General features: G+C 70.7%; 17 protein-coding genes. 8 read left to right on the forward strand and 9 right to left on the reverse strand.

The genetic code is table 11. The features are described from left to right. Positions 1–137 precede the first annotated feature (137 nt). Positions 138–1,466 carry an AI-2E family transporter gene (locus Ate02nite_RS22180; protein WP_203808534.1) on the reverse strand — a complete coding sequence of 443 codons (1,329 nt, stop codon included), beginning with the start codon at positions 1,464–1,466 and terminating at the stop codon, positions 138–140. A gap of 83 nt (positions 1,467–1,549) precedes the next feature. Here Ate02nite_RS22180 and Ate02nite_RS22185 point away from each other — a divergent pair, with 83 nt between their 5' ends. Then, entirely contained in the window at positions 1,550–2,278 is a 729-nt protein-coding gene (locus Ate02nite_RS22185) for a CPBP family intramembrane glutamic endopeptidase (protein WP_203808536.1), read from the forward strand. Positions 2,279–3,271: 993 nt separating this feature from the next. On the opposite strand, the gene Ate02nite_RS22190 is transcribed toward Ate02nite_RS22185, so the two are convergent. The 3 genes from Ate02nite_RS22190 to Ate02nite_RS22200 all read right to left on the reverse strand — a co-directional run bounded on the left by Ate02nite_RS22190 (position 3,272) and on the right by Ate02nite_RS22200 (position 9,067). Next, the gene (locus Ate02nite_RS22190; protein WP_203808538.1) at positions 3,272–4,882 is read right to left on the reverse strand and encodes an MFS transporter; all 1,611 of its coding nucleotides are present in this window, start codon (positions 4,880–4,882) and stop codon (positions 3,272–3,274) included. Positions 4,883–4,923: 41 nt separating this feature from the next. Next, the gene (locus Ate02nite_RS22195; protein ID WP_239147595.1) at positions 4,924–7,353 is read right to left on the reverse strand and encodes a phosphoenolpyruvate synthase; all 2,430 of its coding nucleotides are present in this window, start codon (positions 7,351–7,353) and stop codon (positions 4,924–4,926) included. Positions 7,354–7,462: 109 nt separating this feature from the next. Beyond that, complete coding sequence (locus Ate02nite_RS22200; RefSeq protein WP_203808540.1) at positions 7,463–9,067, reverse strand: ABC transporter family substrate-binding protein; 1,605 nt, start codon at positions 9,065–9,067, stop codon at positions 7,463–7,465. 91 nt (positions 9,068–9,158) lie between these two features. On the opposite strand from Ate02nite_RS22200, the gene Ate02nite_RS22205 reads away from it, so the two are divergent. The 6 genes from Ate02nite_RS22205 to Ate02nite_RS22230 all read left to right on the forward strand — a co-directional run bounded on the left by Ate02nite_RS22205 (position 9,159) and on the right by Ate02nite_RS22230 (position 16,263). Beyond that, the gene (locus Ate02nite_RS22205; RefSeq protein ID WP_203808542.1) at positions 9,159–10,142 is read left to right on the forward strand and encodes an ABC transporter permease; all 984 of its coding nucleotides are present in this window, start codon (positions 9,159–9,161) and stop codon (positions 10,140–10,142) included. After that, the gene (locus tag Ate02nite_RS22210; RefSeq protein WP_203808544.1) at positions 10,135–13,068 is read left to right on the forward strand and encodes a dipeptide ABC transporter ATP-binding protein; all 2,934 of its coding nucleotides are present in this window, start codon (positions 10,135–10,137) and stop codon (positions 13,066–13,068) included. Before Ate02nite_RS22205 ends, Ate02nite_RS22210 begins: the two co-directional genes overlap by 8 nt. A gap of 97 nt (positions 13,069–13,165) precedes the next feature. Continuing rightward, complete coding sequence (locus tag Ate02nite_RS22215; protein ID WP_239147596.1) at positions 13,166–14,134, forward strand: methionine ABC transporter ATP-binding protein; 969 nt, start codon at positions 13,166–13,168, stop codon at positions 14,132–14,134. Next, positions 14,131–14,787 carry a methionine ABC transporter permease gene (locus Ate02nite_RS22220; RefSeq protein WP_203808546.1) on the forward strand — a complete coding sequence of 219 codons (657 nt, stop codon included), beginning with the start codon at positions 14,131–14,133 and terminating at the stop codon, positions 14,785–14,787. The genes Ate02nite_RS22215 and Ate02nite_RS22220 overlap by 4 nt, the downstream gene beginning before the upstream one ends. Positions 14,788–14,798: 11 nt before the next feature. Beyond that, positions 14,799–15,617 carry a MetQ/NlpA family ABC transporter substrate-binding protein gene (locus Ate02nite_RS22225; protein ID WP_203808547.1) on the forward strand — a complete coding sequence of 273 codons (819 nt, stop codon included), beginning with the start codon at positions 14,799–14,801 and terminating at the stop codon, positions 15,615–15,617. 19 nt (positions 15,618–15,636) lie between these two features. After that, on the forward strand, positions 15,637–16,263 hold the full coding sequence (locus tag Ate02nite_RS22230; protein ID WP_239147597.1) for a glycerophosphodiester phosphodiesterase: 627 nt from the start codon (positions 15,637–15,639) through the stop codon (positions 16,261–16,263). Here Ate02nite_RS22230 and Ate02nite_RS22235 read toward each other — a convergent pair. Next, on the reverse strand, positions 16,248–16,607 hold the full coding sequence (locus Ate02nite_RS22235) for a PRC-barrel domain-containing protein (RefSeq protein ID WP_203808549.1): 360 nt from the start codon (positions 16,605–16,607) through the stop codon (positions 16,248–16,250). The genes Ate02nite_RS22230 and Ate02nite_RS22235 overlap by 16 nt on opposite strands. 124 nt (positions 16,608–16,731) lie before the next feature. On the opposite strand from Ate02nite_RS22235, the gene Ate02nite_RS50005 reads away from it, so the two are divergent. After that, complete coding sequence (locus tag Ate02nite_RS50005) at positions 16,732–17,097, forward strand: helix-turn-helix domain-containing protein (RefSeq protein WP_203808551.1); 366 nt, start codon at positions 16,732–16,734, stop codon at positions 17,095–17,097. Here Ate02nite_RS50005 and Ate02nite_RS22245 read toward each other — a convergent pair. From Ate02nite_RS22245 to Ate02nite_RS22260, 4 genes are read right to left on the reverse strand one after another with little or no spacing between them, the layout of a single operon-like run. Further along, positions 17,094–17,717 (reverse strand): ATP-dependent Clp protease proteolytic subunit, encoded by a 624-nt coding sequence (locus Ate02nite_RS22245; RefSeq protein ID WP_203808553.1) that lies wholly within the window; start codon positions 17,715–17,717, stop codon positions 17,094–17,096. The genes Ate02nite_RS50005 and Ate02nite_RS22245 overlap by 4 nt on opposite strands. After that, positions 17,717–18,319, reverse strand: coding sequence for a ClpP family protease (locus Ate02nite_RS22250; protein WP_203808555.1), 603 nt, complete (start codon positions 18,317–18,319; stop codon positions 17,717–17,719). The genes Ate02nite_RS22245 and Ate02nite_RS22250 overlap by 1 nt, the downstream gene beginning before the upstream one ends. A 48-nt stretch (positions 18,320–18,367) precedes the next feature. Then, positions 18,368–18,865: a hypothetical protein gene (locus Ate02nite_RS22255; RefSeq protein ID WP_203808557.1), complete on the reverse strand. Its 498-nt coding sequence runs from the start codon at positions 18,863–18,865 to the stop codon at positions 18,368–18,370. Then, entirely contained in the window at positions 18,862–20,802 is a 1,941-nt protein-coding gene (locus Ate02nite_RS22260) for an MMPL family transporter (protein ID WP_438871238.1), read from the reverse strand. The genes Ate02nite_RS22255 and Ate02nite_RS22260 overlap by 4 nt, the downstream gene beginning before the upstream one ends. Positions 20,803–20,851: the final 49 nt, after the last annotated feature.

The raw sequence follows: 20,851 nt of genomic DNA on the forward strand, positions 1-20,851 counted from the left end.
AGAGGTCCTAGTCGATCGGTGGGCCGCCCCACGGGCGCGGGCGGGCGCCGGTGGGGCGGCGCGACTGCCCACTATCCGGAGCTATGCCCCCGATCACCCAATCCTTAAGGAGTCCTTGAAGATCGGCTCAGGTGGACCTAAGGCGTTGTGCTCTCCAGGGAAGTGCGAGCCGACGGAGGGGCAGCCGGGTCGTTGTCCCTTTTTTCAGCCTCAGCCTCAGCCTCGGCCTCAGCCTCGTCGGCCGGCTTCGTGCCGGGTGGCTCCCGGTCCGGGGTGGGCTCGCCCGTCGGGTGCTGGGCCAGGTAGCGGATCGCGGTGTTGAGCACCGCGAGGATCGGGACCGCGACCAGGCCGCCGACGATGCCGGCCAGCACCACGCCGGAGGCGATCGACAGGATCACCGCGAGCGGGTGCAGAGCCACCGCCCGGCCCATGATCAGCGGCTGGAGCACGTGCCCCTCGAGCTGCTGGACCGCGATCACCACGCCCAGCACGATCAGCGCCTTGACCGGCCCGACCGTGACCAGGGCGACGAGCACCGCGACCACGCCGGTGACGGTGGCGCCGACCACCGGGATGAACGCTCCTAGGAACACCAGCGCGGCCAGCGGCAGGGCGAGCGGCACTCCCAGGATGAACAGGCCGGCCCCGATCCCGATCGCGTCGACGAAGGCGACCAGCACGGTGGCGTGCACGTAGGACACCAGCGTGTGCCACGAGTAGTGCCCCGCTCGCGCGGTCGGCACCCGGGCCGGACGCGGCAGCAGCCGGCACAGGAAGCGCCAGATGTCGCCGCCGTCGCGCAGGAAGAAGAACAGCGTGAACAGCGTCAGGAAGAACCCGGCGCCCAGCTCGGTCACGGTGGTGGCGGTGTTCAGCGCACCGGTGGTGAGCCGCCCCTTGTTGGCGGTGATCGACGTCTGGAACTGGGCGATCGCGTCGTCCACCTGCTGCTGGGAGATGTGCAGCGGCCCCTTGGCCAGCCAGTCCTGCACCTCCCGCACCCCGTCCCCGAACTGGGTGCCCAGCGTGTCGATCTGCCCGACCACGGTGTTCACGATCAGGCCGAGCCCGCCGAAGACTACGATCAGCGCGCCGACCAGGACCAGCCCCGAGGCGAGCGACCGGTTCATGCCGTGCCGCCGCAGCCACGCGGTGACCGGCTGGAAGAGCGCGGCGAGCAGGATCGCCACCGCCACCGGGATGACCACGATGCGCAGCAGAACCACGACCCGCAGCAGCACGTAGATCGCCGCCACGAACAGGATGATCCGCCACGACCAGGCCCCCGCGATGCGTACCGCCCGCGGCAGGCCGTCGTCGATCTTCGGGGAGGCGTCGACCATGACGACCGGGGTAGCTGTCTCCAGCGAGTCGTCGGCCACGAAGGGCGGCGCCAGCTCATCCCGCTGCGCCTGCTGCATCCGCGTCCGAGCCCGCTGGCGCACTTCGTCTATCCAGGCCATCCGGGGCTCCTCCAACGTGCGGTCGCGGTGACCCCTGGCTACCCTCCGGGCCGGGTCCGGAAACGTGGGTACGCTTTGTGCCGATGCCTACCCCGATCGAACGCCCGCGGCTCCGCCTTGCCCTCCTTCTCGGCGCCGTGGTGCTGGTCCTGGCGGCCGTCAACGTCGCCGACAAGTTCGGCCCCCAGCACACCGGCCTGGTCGCCGGCCCGGTGGTGGCGCTGCTGCTGGTGCTGATCGCCCGCCGGGCGGGCTTGAGCTGGCGTGACCTCGGCATGTCGCGGCACACCCTGCTGCCCGGCCTGAAGTACGCGGTGGGCGCCGTGCTGACGGTGGCGGTCGTCTACGCGATCGGCATAGCGTTGCCGCTGACCCGCCCCGCCTTCCAGGACGTCCGCTACCACCTGCACCCCGGCGCGGCCCTGATGACCGCCTTCATCGTGGTCCCACTGGGCACGGTACTGCTGGAGGAGATCGCCTTCCGAGGCGTGCTGCTGGGCCTGATAAACCGCCACCGAGGCGCCACCTGGGCCAGCATCACGTCATCGGTCCTGTTCGGCCTGTGGCACATCCTCCCGTCCCTACGCCTGAACAGCGCCAACCAGGCAGTAGGCGCAGCCTTCGGCCAAACCACAACCGGCCGCGTACTGGCGGTCCTAGGAGCGGTCGCCTTCACCGCGGTGGCCGGCCTACTGCTATGCGAACTGCGCCGCCGAAGCGGCAGCCTGCTGGCCGCAGCCGCCCTGCACTGGGCCACCAACGGCCTAGGCCTGCTGGCCACCGCAGCCCTGGCCACAACCCGCTTCGCCTAACCCCGCCGGCCTAGCCCACCCCACCTCCAGCACGGCCCCACCCCGAGCCCGATGCCTGCGGAGCCCCACCCCGAGCCCCTCGCCCGTGCGGCCCCGGCTTGCGGCCGATCTTGCGGAGTTGCTGTTAGGAGCTGACGGGAACTCCGCAAGATCGGCGGCGCCCGGCCCGCGTCCTGGCCTGCGGCCTCGCTTGAGCGGTCTCGGCCCGTGCTCCTCGCTCGTGCGTTCCCGGCCCATGGCCGATCTTGCGGAGGTGCTGTCAGGAGCTGACGCGAACCCCGCAAGGTCGGCCGCGGCCCGGCCCCGCGGCCCGGTCTGCGGCTTGCTTAAGCGGTCTCGGCCCGTGCTCCTCGCTCGTGCGTTCCCGGCCCATGGCCGATCTTGCGGAGGTGCTGTCAGGAGCTGACGCGAGCCTCGCAAGGTCGGCCGCAGGCCTGGCCCGTGTCCTGGCCTGCGGCTTTGCTTGAGCGGTCTTGGCCCGTGCTCCTCGCTCGTGCGGCCCCGGCCTGCGGCCGATCTTGCGGAGTTGCTGTCAGGAGCTGACGGGAACTCCGCAAGATCGGCGGCGCCCGGCCCGTGTCCTGGCCTGCGGCCTCGCTTGAGCGGTCTCGGCACGTGCTCCTCGCTCGTGCGTTTCCGGCCCATGGCCGATCTTGCGGAGGTGCTGTCAGGAGCTGACGCGAACCCCGCAAGGTCGGCCGCAGGCCCGGCCCGGGGTCTTGCTTGAGCGGTCTTGGCCCGCGCTCCTCGCTCGTGTGGCGCCGGCCCATGGCCGATCTTGCGGAGGTGCTGTCAGGAGCTGACGGGAACTCCGCAAGATTGGCCGTGAGTCGGCCTGCGGCTGGCTTTGCGCCGGCTGAGGGTTTCGGGCTGCGGGCGATCTTGGGGGAATCCCGCTCGGAGCTGACCGGGACTCCGCAAGGTCGGCTGTGGGGCGGGTTGCTCTGGTCGCCGGGGAGGGGCCGGGTGCGTTTCTGGCGGCGGTGGATTTGGCTACTTTGCGGCTTGGGTCTGGGGGCGGCGGGGCTGCAGGACGCCGGCCAGGAGGATTACCAGGATGCCGGCGATGGGGACTACCAGGAGGCCGGCTCGCAGGCTGGTGGCGTCGGCTACTGCGCCTACCACCGGTGGGGAGAGCAGGAAGCCTAGGCGCATCAGCCAGGAGACTACGGTCAGGCCGGTGCCGGGGCGTAGGCCGGGGAGTTCGTCGGCTTCGTGCATCGCGGCCGGGACCAGGGTGGCTACGCCGAAGCCGGCCGCGGCGAAACCTAGGATCGTGCCGGGGACGGTGGGTACCGCCAGGGCCAGGCCCATGCCGGCCGCGACGATCACGCCGCCGGCTCGGGCTACCGTGCGCTGGCCGAAGCGGTCTACCAGGCGGTCGCCGATGAGCCGGCCCACGAACTGGGCGCCTACCAGGGCGATGTAGCCCCACGCGGCTACCGCGGCGGCCGCGTGCAGTGAGGACCCGGACAGGTAGACCGCTGCCCAGGAGTTGCCGGCGTCCTCCACGAGGGTGCCGCCAATGGCGATCAGCACCAGCGCGCCGACGATCAGCCAGATCCGCGGACCAACCGCCGCGCGGACGGCCGCCACGCGCCCCGGCCCAGGGACGCCCGCCCCCGCCGCTGCGAGCTCGCCCGCTCCCAGGTTGCCCGCTCCCAGGTTGCCCGCTCCCAGGTTGGCTGCTCCTAGGTTGGCCGCTCCCGGATTGGCCGCTCCGAGCTTGCCCGCTCCCAGGTTGGCCGGGCCCAGGTTGGCTGCGCCCAGGTTGCCCGCTCCCAGGTTGCCCGCTCCCGGGTTGGCTGCTCCTAGGTTGGCCGCTCCCGGATTGGCCGCTCCGAGCTCGCCCGCTCCTAGGTTGGCCGGGCCCAGGTTGGCCGCGCCCAGGTTGGCCGCGCCCAGGTTGGCCGCGCCCAGGTTGGCCGCGCCCAGGTTGGCCGGGCCCGGGTTGGCTGCTCCTGGGGTGGCGTGTTCCAGGCTGGTTTGGTTCTGATCGGGGGATTCCTGGTCGGTTGGTTCGGGGCCGGGTAGGCAGAAGCGGTGGGCTACGAAGGCTACGACTACGAACAGGGCGCCGGAGAAGCCCAGGTGCACGCTGCGCGGTAGGTCCAGGGCTATTGCGGCGGCGGCCATTGCGCCGCCCGTTACCGCTCCTATTGACCAGATCGCGTGGAAGGAATTGATGATGGAGCGGCCGTAGCGGCGCTGCACCCGCAGGCCGTGGGCGTTCTGGGCCACATCCGTGATGGCGTCCATGGCGCCGGCCAGGAACAGGACCGCTGCGAACAGCGCCACCGTGGGGGCCACCCCGGCGAACAGCACGCCCAGCGCGGTCAGCAGGGTGCCGGCGGTGGCGACCGTGGCTGAGCCGAAGCGGCGGACCAGGACCCCGGCGGCCAGGCCGGCCACGATCGCGCCGGTGGGGAAAGCGGCCACCGACAGGCCGTAGACCGCGTTGCTGAGCCCCAGGTCGGCCTTGATCTGCGGGTAGCGCGGGATCAGGTTGGCGAACAACGCGCCGTTCGTGAAGAACAGGGCGGCGACCGCGAACCGGGCCTGCCTCAGCTGTAGCTCAGGCCGGGCGGGGGTCAGGAGGCTCATGCGTACGATCGTACACATGGTGTGTACGGGCGTACATATAACTAGAGGATCTCGATGTAGCCGTCGGTTCCGTGCACGCGGATCTGCGCGCCGTCGGGGATCAGGTGGGTGGCATTCGGGACGCCTACCACGGCGGGCAGGCCGTATTCGCGGGCGATCACCGCGCCGTGTGTCATCTGGCCGCCTACCTCGGTGACCAGGCCGGCCACGGTGACGAACACCGGGGTCCAGCTCGGGTCGGTGTGCGGGGTGACCAGGATGTCGCCCGGTTCCAGGTCGGTCTCGGCCATGTCCAGCAGGACCCTCGCCCGGCCCTCTACCGTGCCGGTTGAGACCGGCAGGCCTACCAGGGCGCCGGCGGGCACGTCGTCGCGGCGGTACGAGCCGGTGATCACCTCGCCGTCCGAGGTGTAGACCCGGGGCGGGGTGAGTGCCTCGTACGATCGGAATTCCTCGCGGCGCCGGTCGATCAGCCCGAGGTCGGCGAGTTGCGTGCGCGTGACCTCGCCGAGTTCGGGCAGCGTGAGGTAGAAGATGTCGGTCCGGTCGGGGAGCACGCCGTCGCGCACCAGCCGGTCGGCCTCGTCGAGCAGGGCCAGCTTCCAGATGAAGTAGCGGCGCATCATGAAGTACTTCGGGTATTCGCGATAACCGGCGAAGGTGCGCAGCCGGTCGATCATCGCGGCCACCTCGGTGGCCTTCGCCTCGCCGTCCGGCAGCTCGCGCAGCCGGGCCAGGAACCCGTCCTCGGCCGCTCGCGCCGCCGCGCGCCCCTCCTCGAAGAGCCGCCGGTTCGCGCCCGCCTCGAAATTGCGGATATTGCCGAGGATCAGCGGCAGCAGCGTCTCCGGCTGCTCGCTCCAGCGCGGCCGGGTGATGTCGATCTCCCCGACGCACCGCATGCCATGCCGATCAAGCCAGGCCCGCAGAGCCGCGCCCGCCTTGCGGGGAAGCTCATCAAGCAAAAGGCGCAGGCCGGCGGGGGACGAAAGAGAAGAAGAAAGAGCAAGGAGCGATGGGTACGGGCGGAAAGCGTCCGCCACGTCGAGCAGTTCCAGGCCCATCTCTGAGGTGATGTTGTGTGGGACCGAGCGGGTCAGGACGTCGGCGGCGTTCTTCTCGCCCAGCCACTGTTCGAGATGGTCGTTGAGCCACCAGGTGGCCTCCATCCCGGCCATGATCGCCTGGTGGTTCCGCGGATCGAACAGCAGGCGCTTCAGCTCCTGCATGTCGGCCAGCACGAAGTCCACAAGATCCGCTCCCGACCGCCCCCGGATCGCCTCCTTCAGGGCGGCCACCGACGCCTCGCTCTGCGCGATCAGCTCGGCGGGGATGGCCGGATCGGTCGGCAGGGGAGCGGGCGGAGCCGGTGGGCTCACGCCCGGCGAGCCGTCCGCCACCGACGGGACGAAGTCGCGCTCGGCGATGATCCGCAGCGCGTCCCCGACCAGCGGATCGGACTTCCACATGGCTAACAGGCCCGCTCGCCGCGCGGGCGAGGCCAGCACCGCGGCGACGTCGACGAACAACCGCCCACCGGCCTCGACCGTCGACGGCGGCATGTTCAGCCGCCGCACGGAGAGCCCGAGCGGCATCATCGGCTCGGTCCACATCTGCTGGTGGCCGACCGACACGTAGACGTGATTCTCCTGGTCGCGCGGTTCGGGCACGGGGAAGAGAGTGGTGATCGGCCGGCTCTGCACGATCGCGAACTCGTCGCCGGCCAGACACCATTCGATGTCCTGCGGCCGCCCGAAGTGAAGCTCGATTCGCCGGCCGAGCGCTCCCAGCCGTACGGCCTGATCGTCGGTCAGGGTGGGCCGGTCGCGGGCGATCGTCTTCGCGACGACCTTGCCATCGCGCAGCGTGAAAAGGTCCGGGTTGGCCCGGCCGGAGACCAGGTCCTCGCCGAGGCCGGGCACGGCCTCCACCGCGGCGACCTTCCGATCCCCGGTGACCGGATCGGCGGTGAACAGCACCCCGGCGGCCTCCGCCGGGACCATCTGCTGCACGATCACGGCCATCCGGACGGTACGGTCGTCGATCCCGTGGTGCCGCCGGTAGGCCACCGCCCGCTCGGTGAACAGCGAGGCCCAGCACCGGCTGACGTGCGCGAGGATCGCCGCCGTGCCCTCGATGTTCAGGTAGGAGTCCTGCTGCCCGGCGAACGACGCGCCCGGCAGGTCCTCGGCCGTCGCGCTGGACCGCACGGCATAAGCGCCCGGGCCGAGCGCGTCGGCGATCTCGGCCGCGAGATCGTCCGGGATGGCGATCCCCTCGATGGTCCCGCGAAGGTCGTCCACGTCCGGAAGAGACAACACCGGAAGCACAACCCGGCGGTACGCGTCGGTCGTCACGCAGAAGCCGGGCGGGACGCTGACCCCGTCCATCCGGGTCAGCGCCCCCAGGTTCGCGCCCTTACCGCCGACGAGCTCTAGCCGCTGTTCGCCGAGCACCCTGACATACCGCACGCGTGCCCCGTTTCCGCAGGTGGTGGCCAACGGTCGACGATTCTGCGCCACCACCCGGGTCTTGCCGCAAGCCCCCCGCTCCGCTATACGTTAAAGCTGGAGGGCGGCGTTATTTGACGAAACCCACCTCCGTGTACTGCCGATCGTCGCGCAGCCCATAGGCGCCGAAGTTGGCCAGCCCGTCCCGCACCGCCAGGATCTGCGGGGTCTGGAACAGCGCGATCGAGTGTTCCTCCTGCCAGAGCAGCGCGTCGACCTGGTTGAGCAGGGTGGCCTGCTTGGCGTGGTCGGTCTCGACGGCGGCCCGGGCGATCAGCTTGTCGATCTCCGGTGAACCGATCTTGCCGTAATTCTGCTCGCCGTTGCTGAGGAAGGCCGGGTAGGACAGCGACGGGAAGACCTGGTCGACGTTGCGGAACGAGACGAGGTCGAAGGAGCCGCGGTTGACGTACTTCTCGAAGAAGTCGTTGCCGGGGACCTTGCGCAGTTCGACGTTGATGCCGGCCTGGGACAGCATGTTCTGGACCAGTTGCGGGACGGTCGAGGTGCTGCTCGCGCTGACCACGTAGACGAGCTTGGCGCCGGTGTAGCCGGCCTCCTTCAGCAGCGACTTGGCCCGGTCCAGGTCGAGCTTTCCGTACTCGCCGGCGTTGTCGGCGTACCCGTCCTGGCTCGGCATGTAGAAGTGGTTGCCGACGGTGTGCACCGCGAACGGCAGGCCGGACGACTGCGCCTTGGCGATCGCGTCCCGGTCGATCGCGGCGCCGATCGCCTGCCGCACCCGCACGTCGGCGAGCGGGCCCTTGCTGCCCAGGCTGAGGATGGTCTCGTCCCAGCGGCCACCGGTGCGGATCTTGGTGGTTGCGTCGCCGGCCACCCGCTTGTAGTCGTCGGGCTGGCGGGCCGGCGCCTGGTCGATCTCCTTGTTCAGGTAGGCGTCGGTGATCGCGGCCGAGTCCAGCGCCCGGAACACCACCTTGTCGAGCACCGGCTTGGTGCCCCAGTAGTCGGGGTTCGGGACCAGCGTGATGGTCTGCGCGGTCTTGTCGGCGGTGCCGATCTTCCACGGGCCGCCCCACACCGGGACCTTCTCGATCCACCCGGTGTTGAACTTCTCCGGCGTGTCCAGCGCACTGCCCGGCAGAAGGGGATCAAAAAGAGACTGCCAATCGGCGTACGGCTCCCGGAAAGTTACTTTGACCTCGCGGTCGTCGGCGCCCTTCTCGACACCGGTGATGCTGTCGTACCCGGTGCTGCCGGAGAGCTGGAACCGCTTGTCGGTGCCGTTGCGGGTCTTCCACTGGGTGGCGAAGTCCTGCCAGGTGATCGGCGTCTGATCCGACCATGTGGCGAGCGGGTTGAGCTTGTAGGTGACCACCGGCCCGGCCGCCTCGGCCGACACCAGCACGTCCGGGTTGACCGTCGCCTTCGCGCTCTCGTCCAGATGCCACAGCCGGGGCTGGGTCATCGCCAGGATCGCCTGGCCGTCGCCCTGGGTGCCGTCGACCTGCCCGACGTTGTACTGGGTGATCCACTGCTGGATCGACAGGTTGAGCGTGCCGCCGGTCTTCAGCGCGTCCCGCGGCTGTGCGTTGATGTCGGTGCTGCCGGTCTTCGGCGCCGCCGATTGAGTGGTGGTCGCGGTGTCGCCGCTACCGCCGCTGCACGCGGCGAGCAGGGTCGCCGTCGCCAGGATGACTAATGCCCGTTTCATACCGGCACACGTTATTCCTATTCCATCGACAGGCAAGAATCCTTAAGATCTTCGATACAAGCTTGTATCAGGTCCTGGTTACGGTGATCGCGTGCTCGGCTACTTCGCAAGACGGCTGGGCTACTTCGCCGTGCTGATGGTGGTGGCCGCGTTCCTGTCCTACCTGCTCGCGGCGACCGCGCTGTCGCCCCGCGCCTACTTCCAGGCCCGCCAGCCGCCCCCGCCGGCCGCGCAGGTCGAGGCCCAGCTCGCGGTGCTCGGGCTCGACCCGGAACAGCCGGTGGTGGTGCGGTTCGGGCACTGGGCCGTCGCGGCGGTGCACGGCGACCTCGGGCTCAGCATCAAGGGCGGCTCGGTCAACGACGAGTTCGGCCGCCGGGTCGGGGTCAGCCTGCGGCTGCTCGTGGTCGGCACGCTGCTCGGCACCGTGCTCGGCGTAGCCGTGGGCGTGTGGGGTGCGGTCCGGCAGTACCGGCTGTCCGACCGGGTCACCACGCTCGTCGCGTTCGTGCTGCTGTCCACGCCGACGTTCCTGCTCGCGCTGCTGCTGAAGATCGGCGCGCTCGCGCTCAATCAGGCCACCGGGCGGCAGCTGATCTCGTTCACCGGGGAGGGCACACCCGGCTTGCAGGGCTCGTTCGCGGCGATCGTCGCCGACCGGGGTATTCACCTGCTGCTGCCGACCCTGTCGATCGGGCTGGCCACGCTCGCCACCTACAGCCGCTATCAGCGCAGCGCGATGCTCGACGTACTCGGTTCCGACTACCTGCGTACCGCCGCCGCGAAAGGTCTCTCCCGGCGGACCGTGCTGGTCAAGCACGGGCTGCGGACCGCCCTCATTCCGATGTCGACGTTCTTCGCGTTCGGGTTCCTGGGCGTGCTGACCGGCGCCACCTTCACCGAGAAGATCTTCGGCTGGCACGGCATGGGCGAGTGGTTCATCGACTCGATCAACAACAACGACGTCAACGCGGTGGTCGCGGTCAACCTGTTCGCGGCCGGCACCGTGCTGCTGGCCGGGCTGCTCGCCGACCTGCTGCACGCCGCCCTCGACCCCCGGGTGCGGCATGGCTGAGCTGTCCGCCGAACTGCTGGCCGAGGCGGCCGACACCGCCGCGCGGGCCCCGGCCGGCCGGCTGCGGGTCACCGCCCGGCGATTCCTGCGGCATCGCGGCGCCTTGGTCGGCACGGTCGTGGTGGCGCTGCTGTTCGTGCTGGCCTTCGCCGGGCCGCTGTTCGCGCAGTGGTCCTACCACGACATCGATTACGCCGCCCTGCGGCAACCGCCGTCGCCCGCGCACTGGTGGGGAACCAACGGCATCGGCCAGGACATCTTCGCCCAGACCGTACGGGGACTGCAGAAGTCCCTGCTCATCGGCCTGGCCGTGGCCGTCTCGGCGACCGCCCTGGCCGCGCTGGTGGGCGCGGTCGCCGGTTACTTCGGCGGCCGGTCCGAGCGGCTCCTGCTGTTCGTGGTCGACCTGCTGCTGATCTTCCCGTCGTTCCTGATCATCTCGATCATCTCGCCTCGGCTGCGTACCGGCGGCTGGGTGGCGTTCATCGGCCTGCTCGCCATCTTCGGCTGGATGATCTCGGCCCGGGTGGTGCGCACGCTGACCATCTCGCTCAAGGAACGGCAGTTCGTGCGGGCCGCGCAGTTCATGGGCGTACGGCCGCTGACCATCATCGTCCGGCACATCCTGCCCAGCACCGCGTCCTTCCTGATCATCGACGCGACCATCGCGGTCGGCGGCGCGGTGATGACCGAGACGTCACTGTCCTACTTCGGCTTCGGCGTGCAGCCACCCGACGTCTCGCTGGGCACGCTTATCGCCGACGGCACCACCTCGGCCGTCACCTATCCCTGGATCTTCTTCTTCCCGGCCGTGCTGCTGGTGGTCTTCGTGGTCGCGGTCAACCTGGTCGGCGACGGCCTGCGCGACGCCATCGACCCCACCTCGGGCAGCGCCCGCACCATCGGCCGCCCGGTGGCGCGGGCCACCCGGCGGCCCGGCGACGCCGTGCTCGACGTCAACGACCTGCACGTGAGCTTCGGTTCGGCGCCGGTCGTGCGCGGGGTCGACCTCACCGTGCGGCGCGGCGAGGTGCTCGGCATCGTCGGCGAGTCCGGCTCCGGCAAGTCGGTCACCGCGCTGGCCATCCTCGGCCTGCTGCCGGCCCAGGCCTCGGTCACCGGCTCGATCGGCGTGCTCGGCGAGCAGGTGATCGGCGCGAGCCGCCGCACCCTGGACCGGCTGCGCGGCAACCGGGTCGCCATCGTGTTCCAGGACTCGCTGTCCGCGCTGACCCCGGTCTACCGGGTCGGCGACCAGCTCGCCGAGGCGGTCCGCGCGCATCGCGACGTCGACCGGGCCACCGCCGCCCGCCGGGCCGTCGAGCTGCTCACCCTGGTCGGGATTCCGGACCCGGAGGTACGCGCGCAGGCGTTCCCCGAGGAGTTCTCCGGCGGCATGCGGCAGCGCGTGATGATCGCGATGGCCATCGCCAACGACCCGGACCTGATCATCGCGGACGAGCCGACCACCGCGCTCGACGTCACCGTGCAGGCGCAGATCCTCGACGTGCTGCGCACCGCCCAGCGCGAGACCGGTGCCGCGCTCGTGCTGATCAGCCACGACCTCGGCGTCATCGCCCGGATGGCCGACCGGGTGGCGGTCATGTACGCCGGCCGAGTGGTCGAGCAGGCCACCGCGGCCGAGCTGTTCGCGCGCCCGCTGATGCCGTACACCCTCGGGTTGATCGGCGCGCTGCCGCGCCTCGACGCCGGGCGGGACCGCCCGCTCGTACCCATTCCGGGCCGTCCACCAAGCCCGCAGCACCACACCGGATGCCCGTTCGCCGACCGCTGTCCCATGATGGAGGCGGCCTGCCGGACCGCCGAGCCGGCGTTGCTCGGCCCGGCCGGCCACCAGGTGGCCTGCCGTCGTGCCGACGAGATCCCATCAGACCCATTCGAGGTGTACGGGGTACACGCGCCGCCTTCCGCTCGAACTTCCGCCGGCCCGGTGGTGCTCGACGTCCGCGGCCTCGCCAAAACGTTTCCGCAGTTCCGGGGAAAGGTATTCAAACGGCGAATCGGCAGCGTCTTCGCGGTGGACGGCGTCGACCTGCACATTCGGCGCGGAGAAACGCTCGCGCTGGTCGGCGAGAGCGGCTGCGGTAAATCCACGACGCTTTTCGAGATACTCCGACTCGAGCCGCCCGAGGCCGGTTCGGTGGAGCTGCTCGGGCGCCGGATCGACGGCACCCTCGACCCGGCCGGGCGGGCCGCCCTGCGCGGTGACGTGCAGCTCGTCTTCCAGGACCCGATGGCCAGTCTCGACCCGCGCCTGCCGGTCGGTGACATCATCGCCGAGCCGATGCGGGCCCAGCACGCGCGTGAGGCCGCGATCGCCGCGCGGGTGCCCGAGGTGCTCCGGCTGGTCGGTCTCGAGGCCGGGCACGCCCAGCGGTTCCCGCACGAGTTCTCCGGCGGGCAGCGGCAGCGGATCGCCATCGCCCGCGCGCTCAGCGTCGAACCGGCCCTGCTGGTGCTGGACGAGCCGGTGTCCGCCCTGGACGTGTCGGTGCAGGCCGGCGTGCTCAACCTGCTGCGCGACCTGAAGGCGCGGCTCGGCCTGGCCTATCTGTTCGTCACCCACGACCTCGCGGTGGTGGCGACCATCGCCGACCGGGTCAGCGTGATGTACCTCGGCCGGATCGTCGAGACCGGTGATGTCGACTCGGTGTTCGGCGCGCCCCGGCACCCGTACACCCAGGCTCTGTTGTCGGCCGTGCCGGTCCCGGACCCGGCGGTGGAACGCGGCCGTGAGCGGATCCTGCTGATCGGCGAACCACCCGGCGCCGGGACCCGGACGCCCGGCTGCCGCTTCCGGGCGCGGTGCCCGCGTTACGCCGAGCTGGACCGTCCGGCGCTCTGCGCCGAGCGGGAACCGGCGCTGACCGAAGGCGTCGCCTGCCATTTCGCCGGGCAATTGTAAATACGATTGTTGCGAGCTTTATACAGAACGACCGGAAAGCGGTGACGGTAGTTACACATCTGTCGAATCACCGAAATCTGCAATTACTGTTCGCGCGGTGATTCAAGTCAGCGGTCTGCACAAGACCTACCGTTCGCGCGGGCACGACGTCCGGGCCGTCGACGGTGTCGATCTGCACGTCCGCGAGGGCGAGATCTACGGCGTCCTCGGTCAGAGCGGGGCCGGCAAGAGCACCCTGCTGCGCTGCGTGAACCTCCTCGAACGGCCGGACTCCGGCACCGTCGAGGTGGACGGCGTGGAGCTGACCGCACTGCCCGGCCGTGGGCTGCGCGCGGCCCGGCATCGGCTCTGCATGATCCACCAGCACTTCGCCCTGCTCTCCTCGCGGACCGCGGCCGGCAACGTGGCCTTCCCGCTCGAGGTCACCGGGGTGCCCCGGGCCGAGCGGCACCGCCGGGTCGCGGAACTGCTCGACCTGGTCGGGCTCACCGACCGGGCCGGCGCCTACCCGGCCCAGCTGTCCGGCGGGCAGAAGCAGCGGGTCGGCATCGCCCGCGCGCTCGCCGCCGGGCCCAAGGTGCTGCTCTCCGACGAGGCCACCTCGGCCCTCGACCCGGACACCACCCGCTCGATCCTCGACCTGCTGCTCGACCTCAACCGCCGGCTCGGGCTGACCATCCTGCTCATCACCCACGAGATGGACGTGGTCAAGACGATCTGCCAGTCGGCGGCGGTGATGCGCGACGGCCGGTTCACCGAGGCCGGCGCGCTGACCGACCTGCTCCGCGAACCCGGCTCCGAGCTGGCCCGGGGGTTGTTCCCGCTGGCCGCCGCCCAGGCCCGCGACGGGGAGTCGCTGCTCGACGTCACGGTCAGCGGCGACAGTGCGGACGAGCCGCTGCTGTCGGCGCTGGCCCGCACGCTCGACATCGACGTGCGGCTGCTCGACGGCGGGGTGCAGAGCCTGGCCGCGACCCGGGCCGGCCGGCTGCGCATCGGCGTGACCGGGGACCCGGCTCCGGCGGCCGCCTTCCTGCGCGACCGTGGCGCCCTGGTGGCGTCATGAGCTGGTCCGAGGTGGCCGAACTGCTCGGTCAGGGGCTGCAGGAGACGGCCTGGATGGTGGGCGTCTCGGCACTGCTCACCGCCGTGGGTGGGCTGCTGCTAGGCATCCTGCTGGTGCTCACCGCGCGCGGCGGCCTGCTCTCCGCGCCCGTGGTCAACAGCGTGCTCGGGCTGATCGTCAACATCGGGCGCTCGCTGCCGTTCATCATCCTGCTGGTCGCGGTCATCCCGTTCACCCGGGCCGTCGTCGGCACCACGATCGGCACCACCGCGGCGATCGTGCCGCTCACCATCGGCGCCATCCCGTTCTACGCCCGGATCGTCGAGTCCGCGCTCCGCGAGGTGCCCGGCGACGTGATCGCCGCGGCCGTCGCGATGGGCGCCACCCGGCGGCAGATCGTCGGCAAGGTCCTGCTCCGCGAGGCCCGCCCCGGCCTGCTGGCCGGCCTCACCATCACCGTCATCGCGCTTGTCGGGTACTCCGCGATGGCCGGCGTGGTGGGCGGTGGCGGCCTCGGTGACATCGCCATCCGGTACGGCTACCAGCGCTTCGAGACCGAGGTGATGGTGGCGACGGTCGTCGTCCTAGTCGTTTTCGTCCAACTCATCCAGACGCTCGGCGACCTCGCCGTTCGGCGCCTGGCGCACCGCTGAAAGGAAAATCAATGCACCGCCGCTCCCTCACCGCCGTCCTGGCCGCCGCGACCCTCGTCCTGGGTCTCGCCGGCTGCGGCTCCGACTCCTCGGAAGAGACCGCCAGCGACACGCTCAAGGTCGGGGTCAGCCCGGTTCCGCACGGCGAGATCCTCAAGTACGTCAAGGACAACCTGGCCGCCGCGCAGGGTCTGAAGCTGGACATCGTCGAGTTCAACGACTACATCCAGCCCAACGTGGCCCTGCAGGAGAAGCAGCTCGACGCCAACTACTTCCAGCACATTCCGTACCTGGAGGAGGAGGTCGCGGCCAAGGGCTACAAGTTCACCGCCCTCAAGCCGGTGCACATCGAGCCGCTCGGCATCTACTCCAAGACGGTCAAGAGCCTGGCCGACGTACCCTCCGGCGGGGTTGTCGCCATTCCCAACGACCCGTCCAACTCGGGCCGCGCGCTCAACTTGCTGGCCGCGAACGGCCTGCTGACGCTCAAGGACGGCGCCGGCGTCAAGGCCACCGAGAAGGACATCACGGCCAACCCGAAGAACCTGAAGATCAAGTCGCTGGAGGCCGCCCAGCTGCCGCGCAGCCTCGAGGACACCGCGGTCTCGGTGATCAACGGCAACTACGCGATCGAGACCGGCCTGACCCCGGCCAAGGACGCGCTAGCCCTGGAGAAGGGCGAGAACAACCCGTACGCGAACCTGGTCGTGGTGCGCACCGGCGACGAGAGCGACCCCCGAATCGTCAAGCTGGAGGCGCTGCTGCACTCGCCCGAGGTGAAGAAGTTCATCGAGGACAAGTACCAGGGCTCGGTCCTGCCGGCCTTCTGACCGCCGTACCTTTGATCGGGTGGGCGACGACGTGATGCTGGCGGTGGCCCATCGGGCCGGCAACTCGGTTGCCGGCCTCCGGGCCGCCCTGGCGGCCGGCGTCGACCTCGTCGAGGCCGACGTCCATCTGCACCGCGGGCTCCTTGAGGTACGCCATGGGCGTAAACCCTGGTGGCGCCGGGTGGTGGTGCCGGAGCTCGACGAGATCCTCGCCGTTGCGGACGGTGACCCGCGCCTGATGCTCGACCTGAAGGGCCGTTCGCTCGCCGTGGCGTCGCGGGTTGCCGCGACGCTGCGGGAGCGTGCGAAGGACGTACCCGTCGCGGTCTGCACCAAGGAGTGGGCCATGCTCGACGCGTTTGCGGGCGATCCCAGCGTGCGCCGGGTCTTTTCCGCGGCGAATGCCGCGCAGCTGGCGGGGCTGCTGGCCCGGATGCGCGGCGAGCGGGTGGACGGGGTTTCGATCCGGCTGCGGCTGCTCACCCCGGCCGTGGTGGCCGAGTTGCGGCGGGGGACCGACCTGATCCTGGCCTGGTCGGTGGACACCGAGGCCGAGCTGGCCCGGGCCCGGCAGCTCGGGGTGACCGGTGTGATCAGCAAGAGCCTGCCGCTGTTGCGGGGGCTGCGGGATCAGGCGACGCCGTAGTAGCCGTAGAGGCTCTCGCAGAATTCGCCCATCCTGCTCTTGTCGACGTGTGGGGCGTCGGCGACCTGGGCGCTGCTGCGGCCGATCCGGATCCGGCCGCCGGTCACGCCGTGTACGGCCTCGACCGGGATGAGCGATGGGGTCGCGCCGAAACCGGCCACCCCGCCGTGTTCCACGCTGATCAGCCGGAATCGGCGCTCGTCCGCGTCGACCAGCAGATCCTCCACGGTGCCGAGCATGTTGCCGTCAAAATCGGTGACCGGGCAGCCAAGGAGGCGGGCCGGCGGGGCGCTGCGGTGCGCGGACTGGGTGAGTCTGATCATCGTGACGGGCCGGGTGTCCATCGCGTCCTCCTTGTTGTATATCGAGAACTACCCATCGCCGGGGCGCCAAAACTGCTTCTACGCTGCTGGCAGAACCGGGTCCGGCGGGTATCGCCGCCGCTGCCATCTGAATTAGCGTGAGCCCATGGCGGACATCGCGCGGCACCCCCGGCCACTGCTTCGCGTCCTGGTCGGCGAGGTTCTGCGCCGCCACCGGCAGGAGCAGCGGCGCACCCTGGCCGAGGTGGCCCGGGCGGCCAACGTCTCGATTCAGTACCTCTCCGAGGTCGAGCGCGGCCGCAAGGAGCCGAGCTCCGAGATCCTGGCGTCGGTCTGCGATTCGCTGCGCATCGACCTGGCCGACCTGCTGGCCGAGGTGCGGCACGACCTCGAACTCGTCCGGGCCGCCACGCTGGCCCCGGTCCTCCGGCTGGCCACCACCCAGCTGCACCGCGCCGCGCCCCCGCAGGCCTCGCACGGGGGCGGCAGCGTCATGCTGCTGGCGGCCTAGGCGGCGCTGTCCAGGCGATAAGCCCGCACCTCCGACCGGTGGGTGATCACCCGGTCGGCCAGGCCGTAAGCGACCGCCTCGGCCGCGGTCAGGGCCATGCTGCGGTCGGTGTCGGCCCGGATCTTGGCGACCGGCTGGCCGGTGTGCTCGGACAGGATCTGGTCCATCTCGGCCCGCACCTTGGCCACCTCCTTGGCCTCCACCGCCAGGTCGGGCAGGGTGCCCCGGGCCTGGCTGGAGTGCTGATGCAGGGTGACCTTGGCGTGTTTCAGCACCGAGCGCTTGCCCCGGGTGCCGGCCGCCAGCAGGGCCGCCGCCGCGGACGACGCCTGCCCCACGCAGATGGTGGCGATGTCGCAGCGGATGAAGTTCATCGTGTCGTAGATGGCGGTGAGCGCGCTGAACGAGCCGCCCGGCGAGTTGATGTAGAGGCCGATCTCCTGCTCGCCGGCCGACTCCAGGTGGATGAGCTGGGCGATCACCACGTTGGCGACGCCGTCGTCGATCTCGGTGCCGAGGAAGATGATGCGGTCGGACAGCAGCCGCGAGTAGATGTCGAAGGCCCGCTCGCCGCTCGGCGTCTTCTCGATGACGGTGGGAATTGTGTACTGGCCGGCCATCAGACGCTCAACCCCATCGGCTGGCGGGTCATCGACGGACGCACGTCGTCGACGCTGTCCAGGATGTGGTCGATCAGGCCGTAGGCAAGTGCCTCGGGGGCGGTGAACCAGCGGTCGCGGCGGCTGTCCAGCTCCACCGTCTCCAGTGGCTGGCCGGTGTGCTCGGCGGTCAGCCGCAGCAGCAGCGAGCCGACCCGTTCCAGCTGTTCGGCGTAGATCTCCACGTCGGCGGCGGTCCCGCCGAACCCGGCCGAGCCCTGGTGCATCAGGACCTGCGCGTTCGGCAGGGCGAACCGCTTGCCCGGTGTGCCCGCGGTGAGCAGGAACTGGCCCATGCTGCCGGCCAGGCCCAGCGCGAGCGTGCTCACGTCGTTGGGGATCAGCCGCATCGTGTCGTAGATGGCCAGGCCGGCGCTGACCGACCCGCCCGGCGAGTTGATGTAAAGGCTGATGTCGCCGCGCGGGTCCTCGGCCGACAGCAGGAGCAGTTGCCCGCACAGCCGGTTGGCGATCGGGTCGTCGACCTCGGTCCCGAGCACGATGATGCGTTGGTGCAGCAGCCGGGCGGCCAGCTGATCGTCGATAGAACTGAGGGTTTCCATGGCTCCACGATGGGTTCGGCCGGGGCCCGGTACCAAGCGGATCTGCCGTTAGCAGACGAGTAGCCTCCGGCGTACGTCCTGGGAGGTGACCGTAAGTTCGCAGCCGGTCCTCGTCCCGGTTTTCGCGGCCCGCACGACCGTCTTCCCGCGGCCCGGCGACGGGCAGGGCTGGCCGGCCGCCGGCGCCACCGAGGTGCCGGAGATGCCGGCGTTCGCCCCGGTGATCCGCCAGCCGGTCACCTTGCCGTAGCCACTGACCGCCTTGACGGTCAGCCAGTACCGCCCGAAGTCGCGGTGATGCGTCACCGGGAAGGTGCCGCGGCCGCAGCTGACCGTGTAGCTGTCGTCGGTCCAGAACTCCTGGTTGAAGGCGAGGCCGGGGGCCCGGGTGGCCAGCGTGGCCGCGGCCCAGCCGAAGGCGCGCCGCACGTCGCCCTGGCCGACGTAACCGGTCATCGTGTGCGGGTCGTAGGTCATCGGGGCGGTCACCGGGGCGGTCACCGGGGCGGCGAGAACCGCACCGGCGACGGCGAGCTGCAGGATCATGCCCTGCTAACGATCAAGTCGGTGCCCTCGACGTCCACCGCCGGGACCACCCGATCCAGCCGCTTGGGAAGCCACCACGCGGCCCGCCCGAACAGCGAGATCAGCGCCGGAACGAGCACCAGCCGCACCACGAACGCGTCGGCGATGACCCCCGCCGCCAGCGCGAACGCGATCGGCCGGGTCACCGGGTCACCGCCGGCCACCCCACCGCCGAACACCCCGATCATGATGAGCGCGGCCGCCACCACGACCTTGGCGCCCCGGGCGAAGCCGCTGACGACCGGCGCGGTCGCGCCCCGCCGGTGCTCCTCGTGCATGCCGGAGACCAGGAACATCTCGTAGTCCATGGACAGGCCGAACAGGACCCCGATCACGATGGTCGGCAGGAAGGCCAGCAGCGGCCCGAACACCAGAACCGTGCAGCCGAGCGCCGCACCCAGGCTGAGCAGGAAGCTGAGCACCGCCTTGGCGGCGATCAGCACCGACCGGAACACCACCAGGAGCAGCACGAACGCGAACCCCGCCACCAGCGCGAGGTAGAGCGGAAGGGCGCCGGCCAGGTGGTCGGAGATGTCGATGGCCACGGCAGTCTGCCCGGTTACGCTCGTTTTGGGGGAGAGACCCCGCAGCTTGGCGACCAGGGTCGCGGTCGCCGCATCCTCCGGCCCGCTTGACGGTACGACGGTCAGAAGCGTGTCCTGGCCGTGGACCGCCGGTGGCAGCACCGTGGCGACGCCCGGCAGCGCGGCGATCTGCTCCCTCGTCACCGCGCCGTTCCGGACCAGCACCAGCAGCGGCCCGTTCGCACCCGGCCCGAAGCCCTCGGCGACCAGGTCGTAGGCCCGCCGGTCGGTGGTGCCGGCCGGGTCGTCGCCGTCGTCGGGCAGACCGAGCCGCATGCCCAGCACCGGCACGGCGAGGGCCCCGAGCAGCAGCACCGACAGCACCGCGGCGACCCCGCGATGCCTAACCACGAAGGCGGCCCAGCGCGGCGCGGTCCGGGCGGCCCGCGGCTTCCACCGGCCGACCACCCGGCGCCCGGCCAGGCTCAGCAGGGCCGGGGTAAGGGTGAGCGCCATCAGCATCGCGACCAGCACGGCTCCGGCGGCGGCCAGCCCCATCTGGGTGAGGAACCCGACCCGCGCCACGGCCAGCCCGGCCAGCGCGATGATCACGGTGAGGGCCGCGAAGAACACCGCCGACCCGGCGGTCCCGGTGGCGAGAGCGATCGATGCCCGTACGTCCGGGGCGCCCTCGCGAAGCTGGCGGCGGTGCCGCTCGATGAGGAACAACGAGTAGTCGATCCCGACCGCCAGCCCGAGCAGGATGGCCAGGGTCGGCGCGATCGAGTTGACCGGCACCAGCGCGGTGAGCGCGTAGAGCCCCGCGAGAGACACCCCGAGCCCGAGCACCGCGGTCAGCAGCGGCATCCCGGCCGCACTGAGCGACCCGAACGTGATCAGCAGGATGACCAGCGCGATCAGCAGCCCGATGCCGGGCGAACTGCCGCCGCTCGGCGGCGGCGCCAGCTCGGACGACTCCTCGACCTGCAGCCCGGCCGCTCGGGCCTGATCGAGCGCGGCGTCCGTCTGCTTCTGCTCCGCTTTAACCGAGAAGTAGCCGATGCGCCCAGCGGGCGAGAGGGTCGGCTCGGCGTTGAGCGCTTTTTCGAGGGCCGTCAGCGCAGGCTGGTAGGCGGCGAGCGTCTGCCCCTCCGGCGCTGCGAACACCACCCGCCCCTCGTCCCCGCCGCTGCCGAACTCGGCGTCGACCTGGTCGAGCGTCTGCGTAGATTGCAGCCCCGAGACGGTCAGTTCGGTGTCGAGCGGCTTGGCGAACCGGGCCGCGAGACCCACCGCGAGCACCAGAACCAGAAGCCAGCCACCAAGCACCAGCCAGCGCCGCCGAGCACAGAACCCCCCGACCCGAGCAAGCATCGCGGCCACGGCAAACCCCACTTCCCCCCGGCCGCGGCCCACCCGCGGC

It is taken from the genome of Paractinoplanes tereljensis, from assembly GCF_016862435.1.
Lineage (GTDB): Bacteria > Actinomycetota > Actinomycetes > Mycobacteriales > Micromonosporaceae > Actinoplanes > Actinoplanes tereljensis.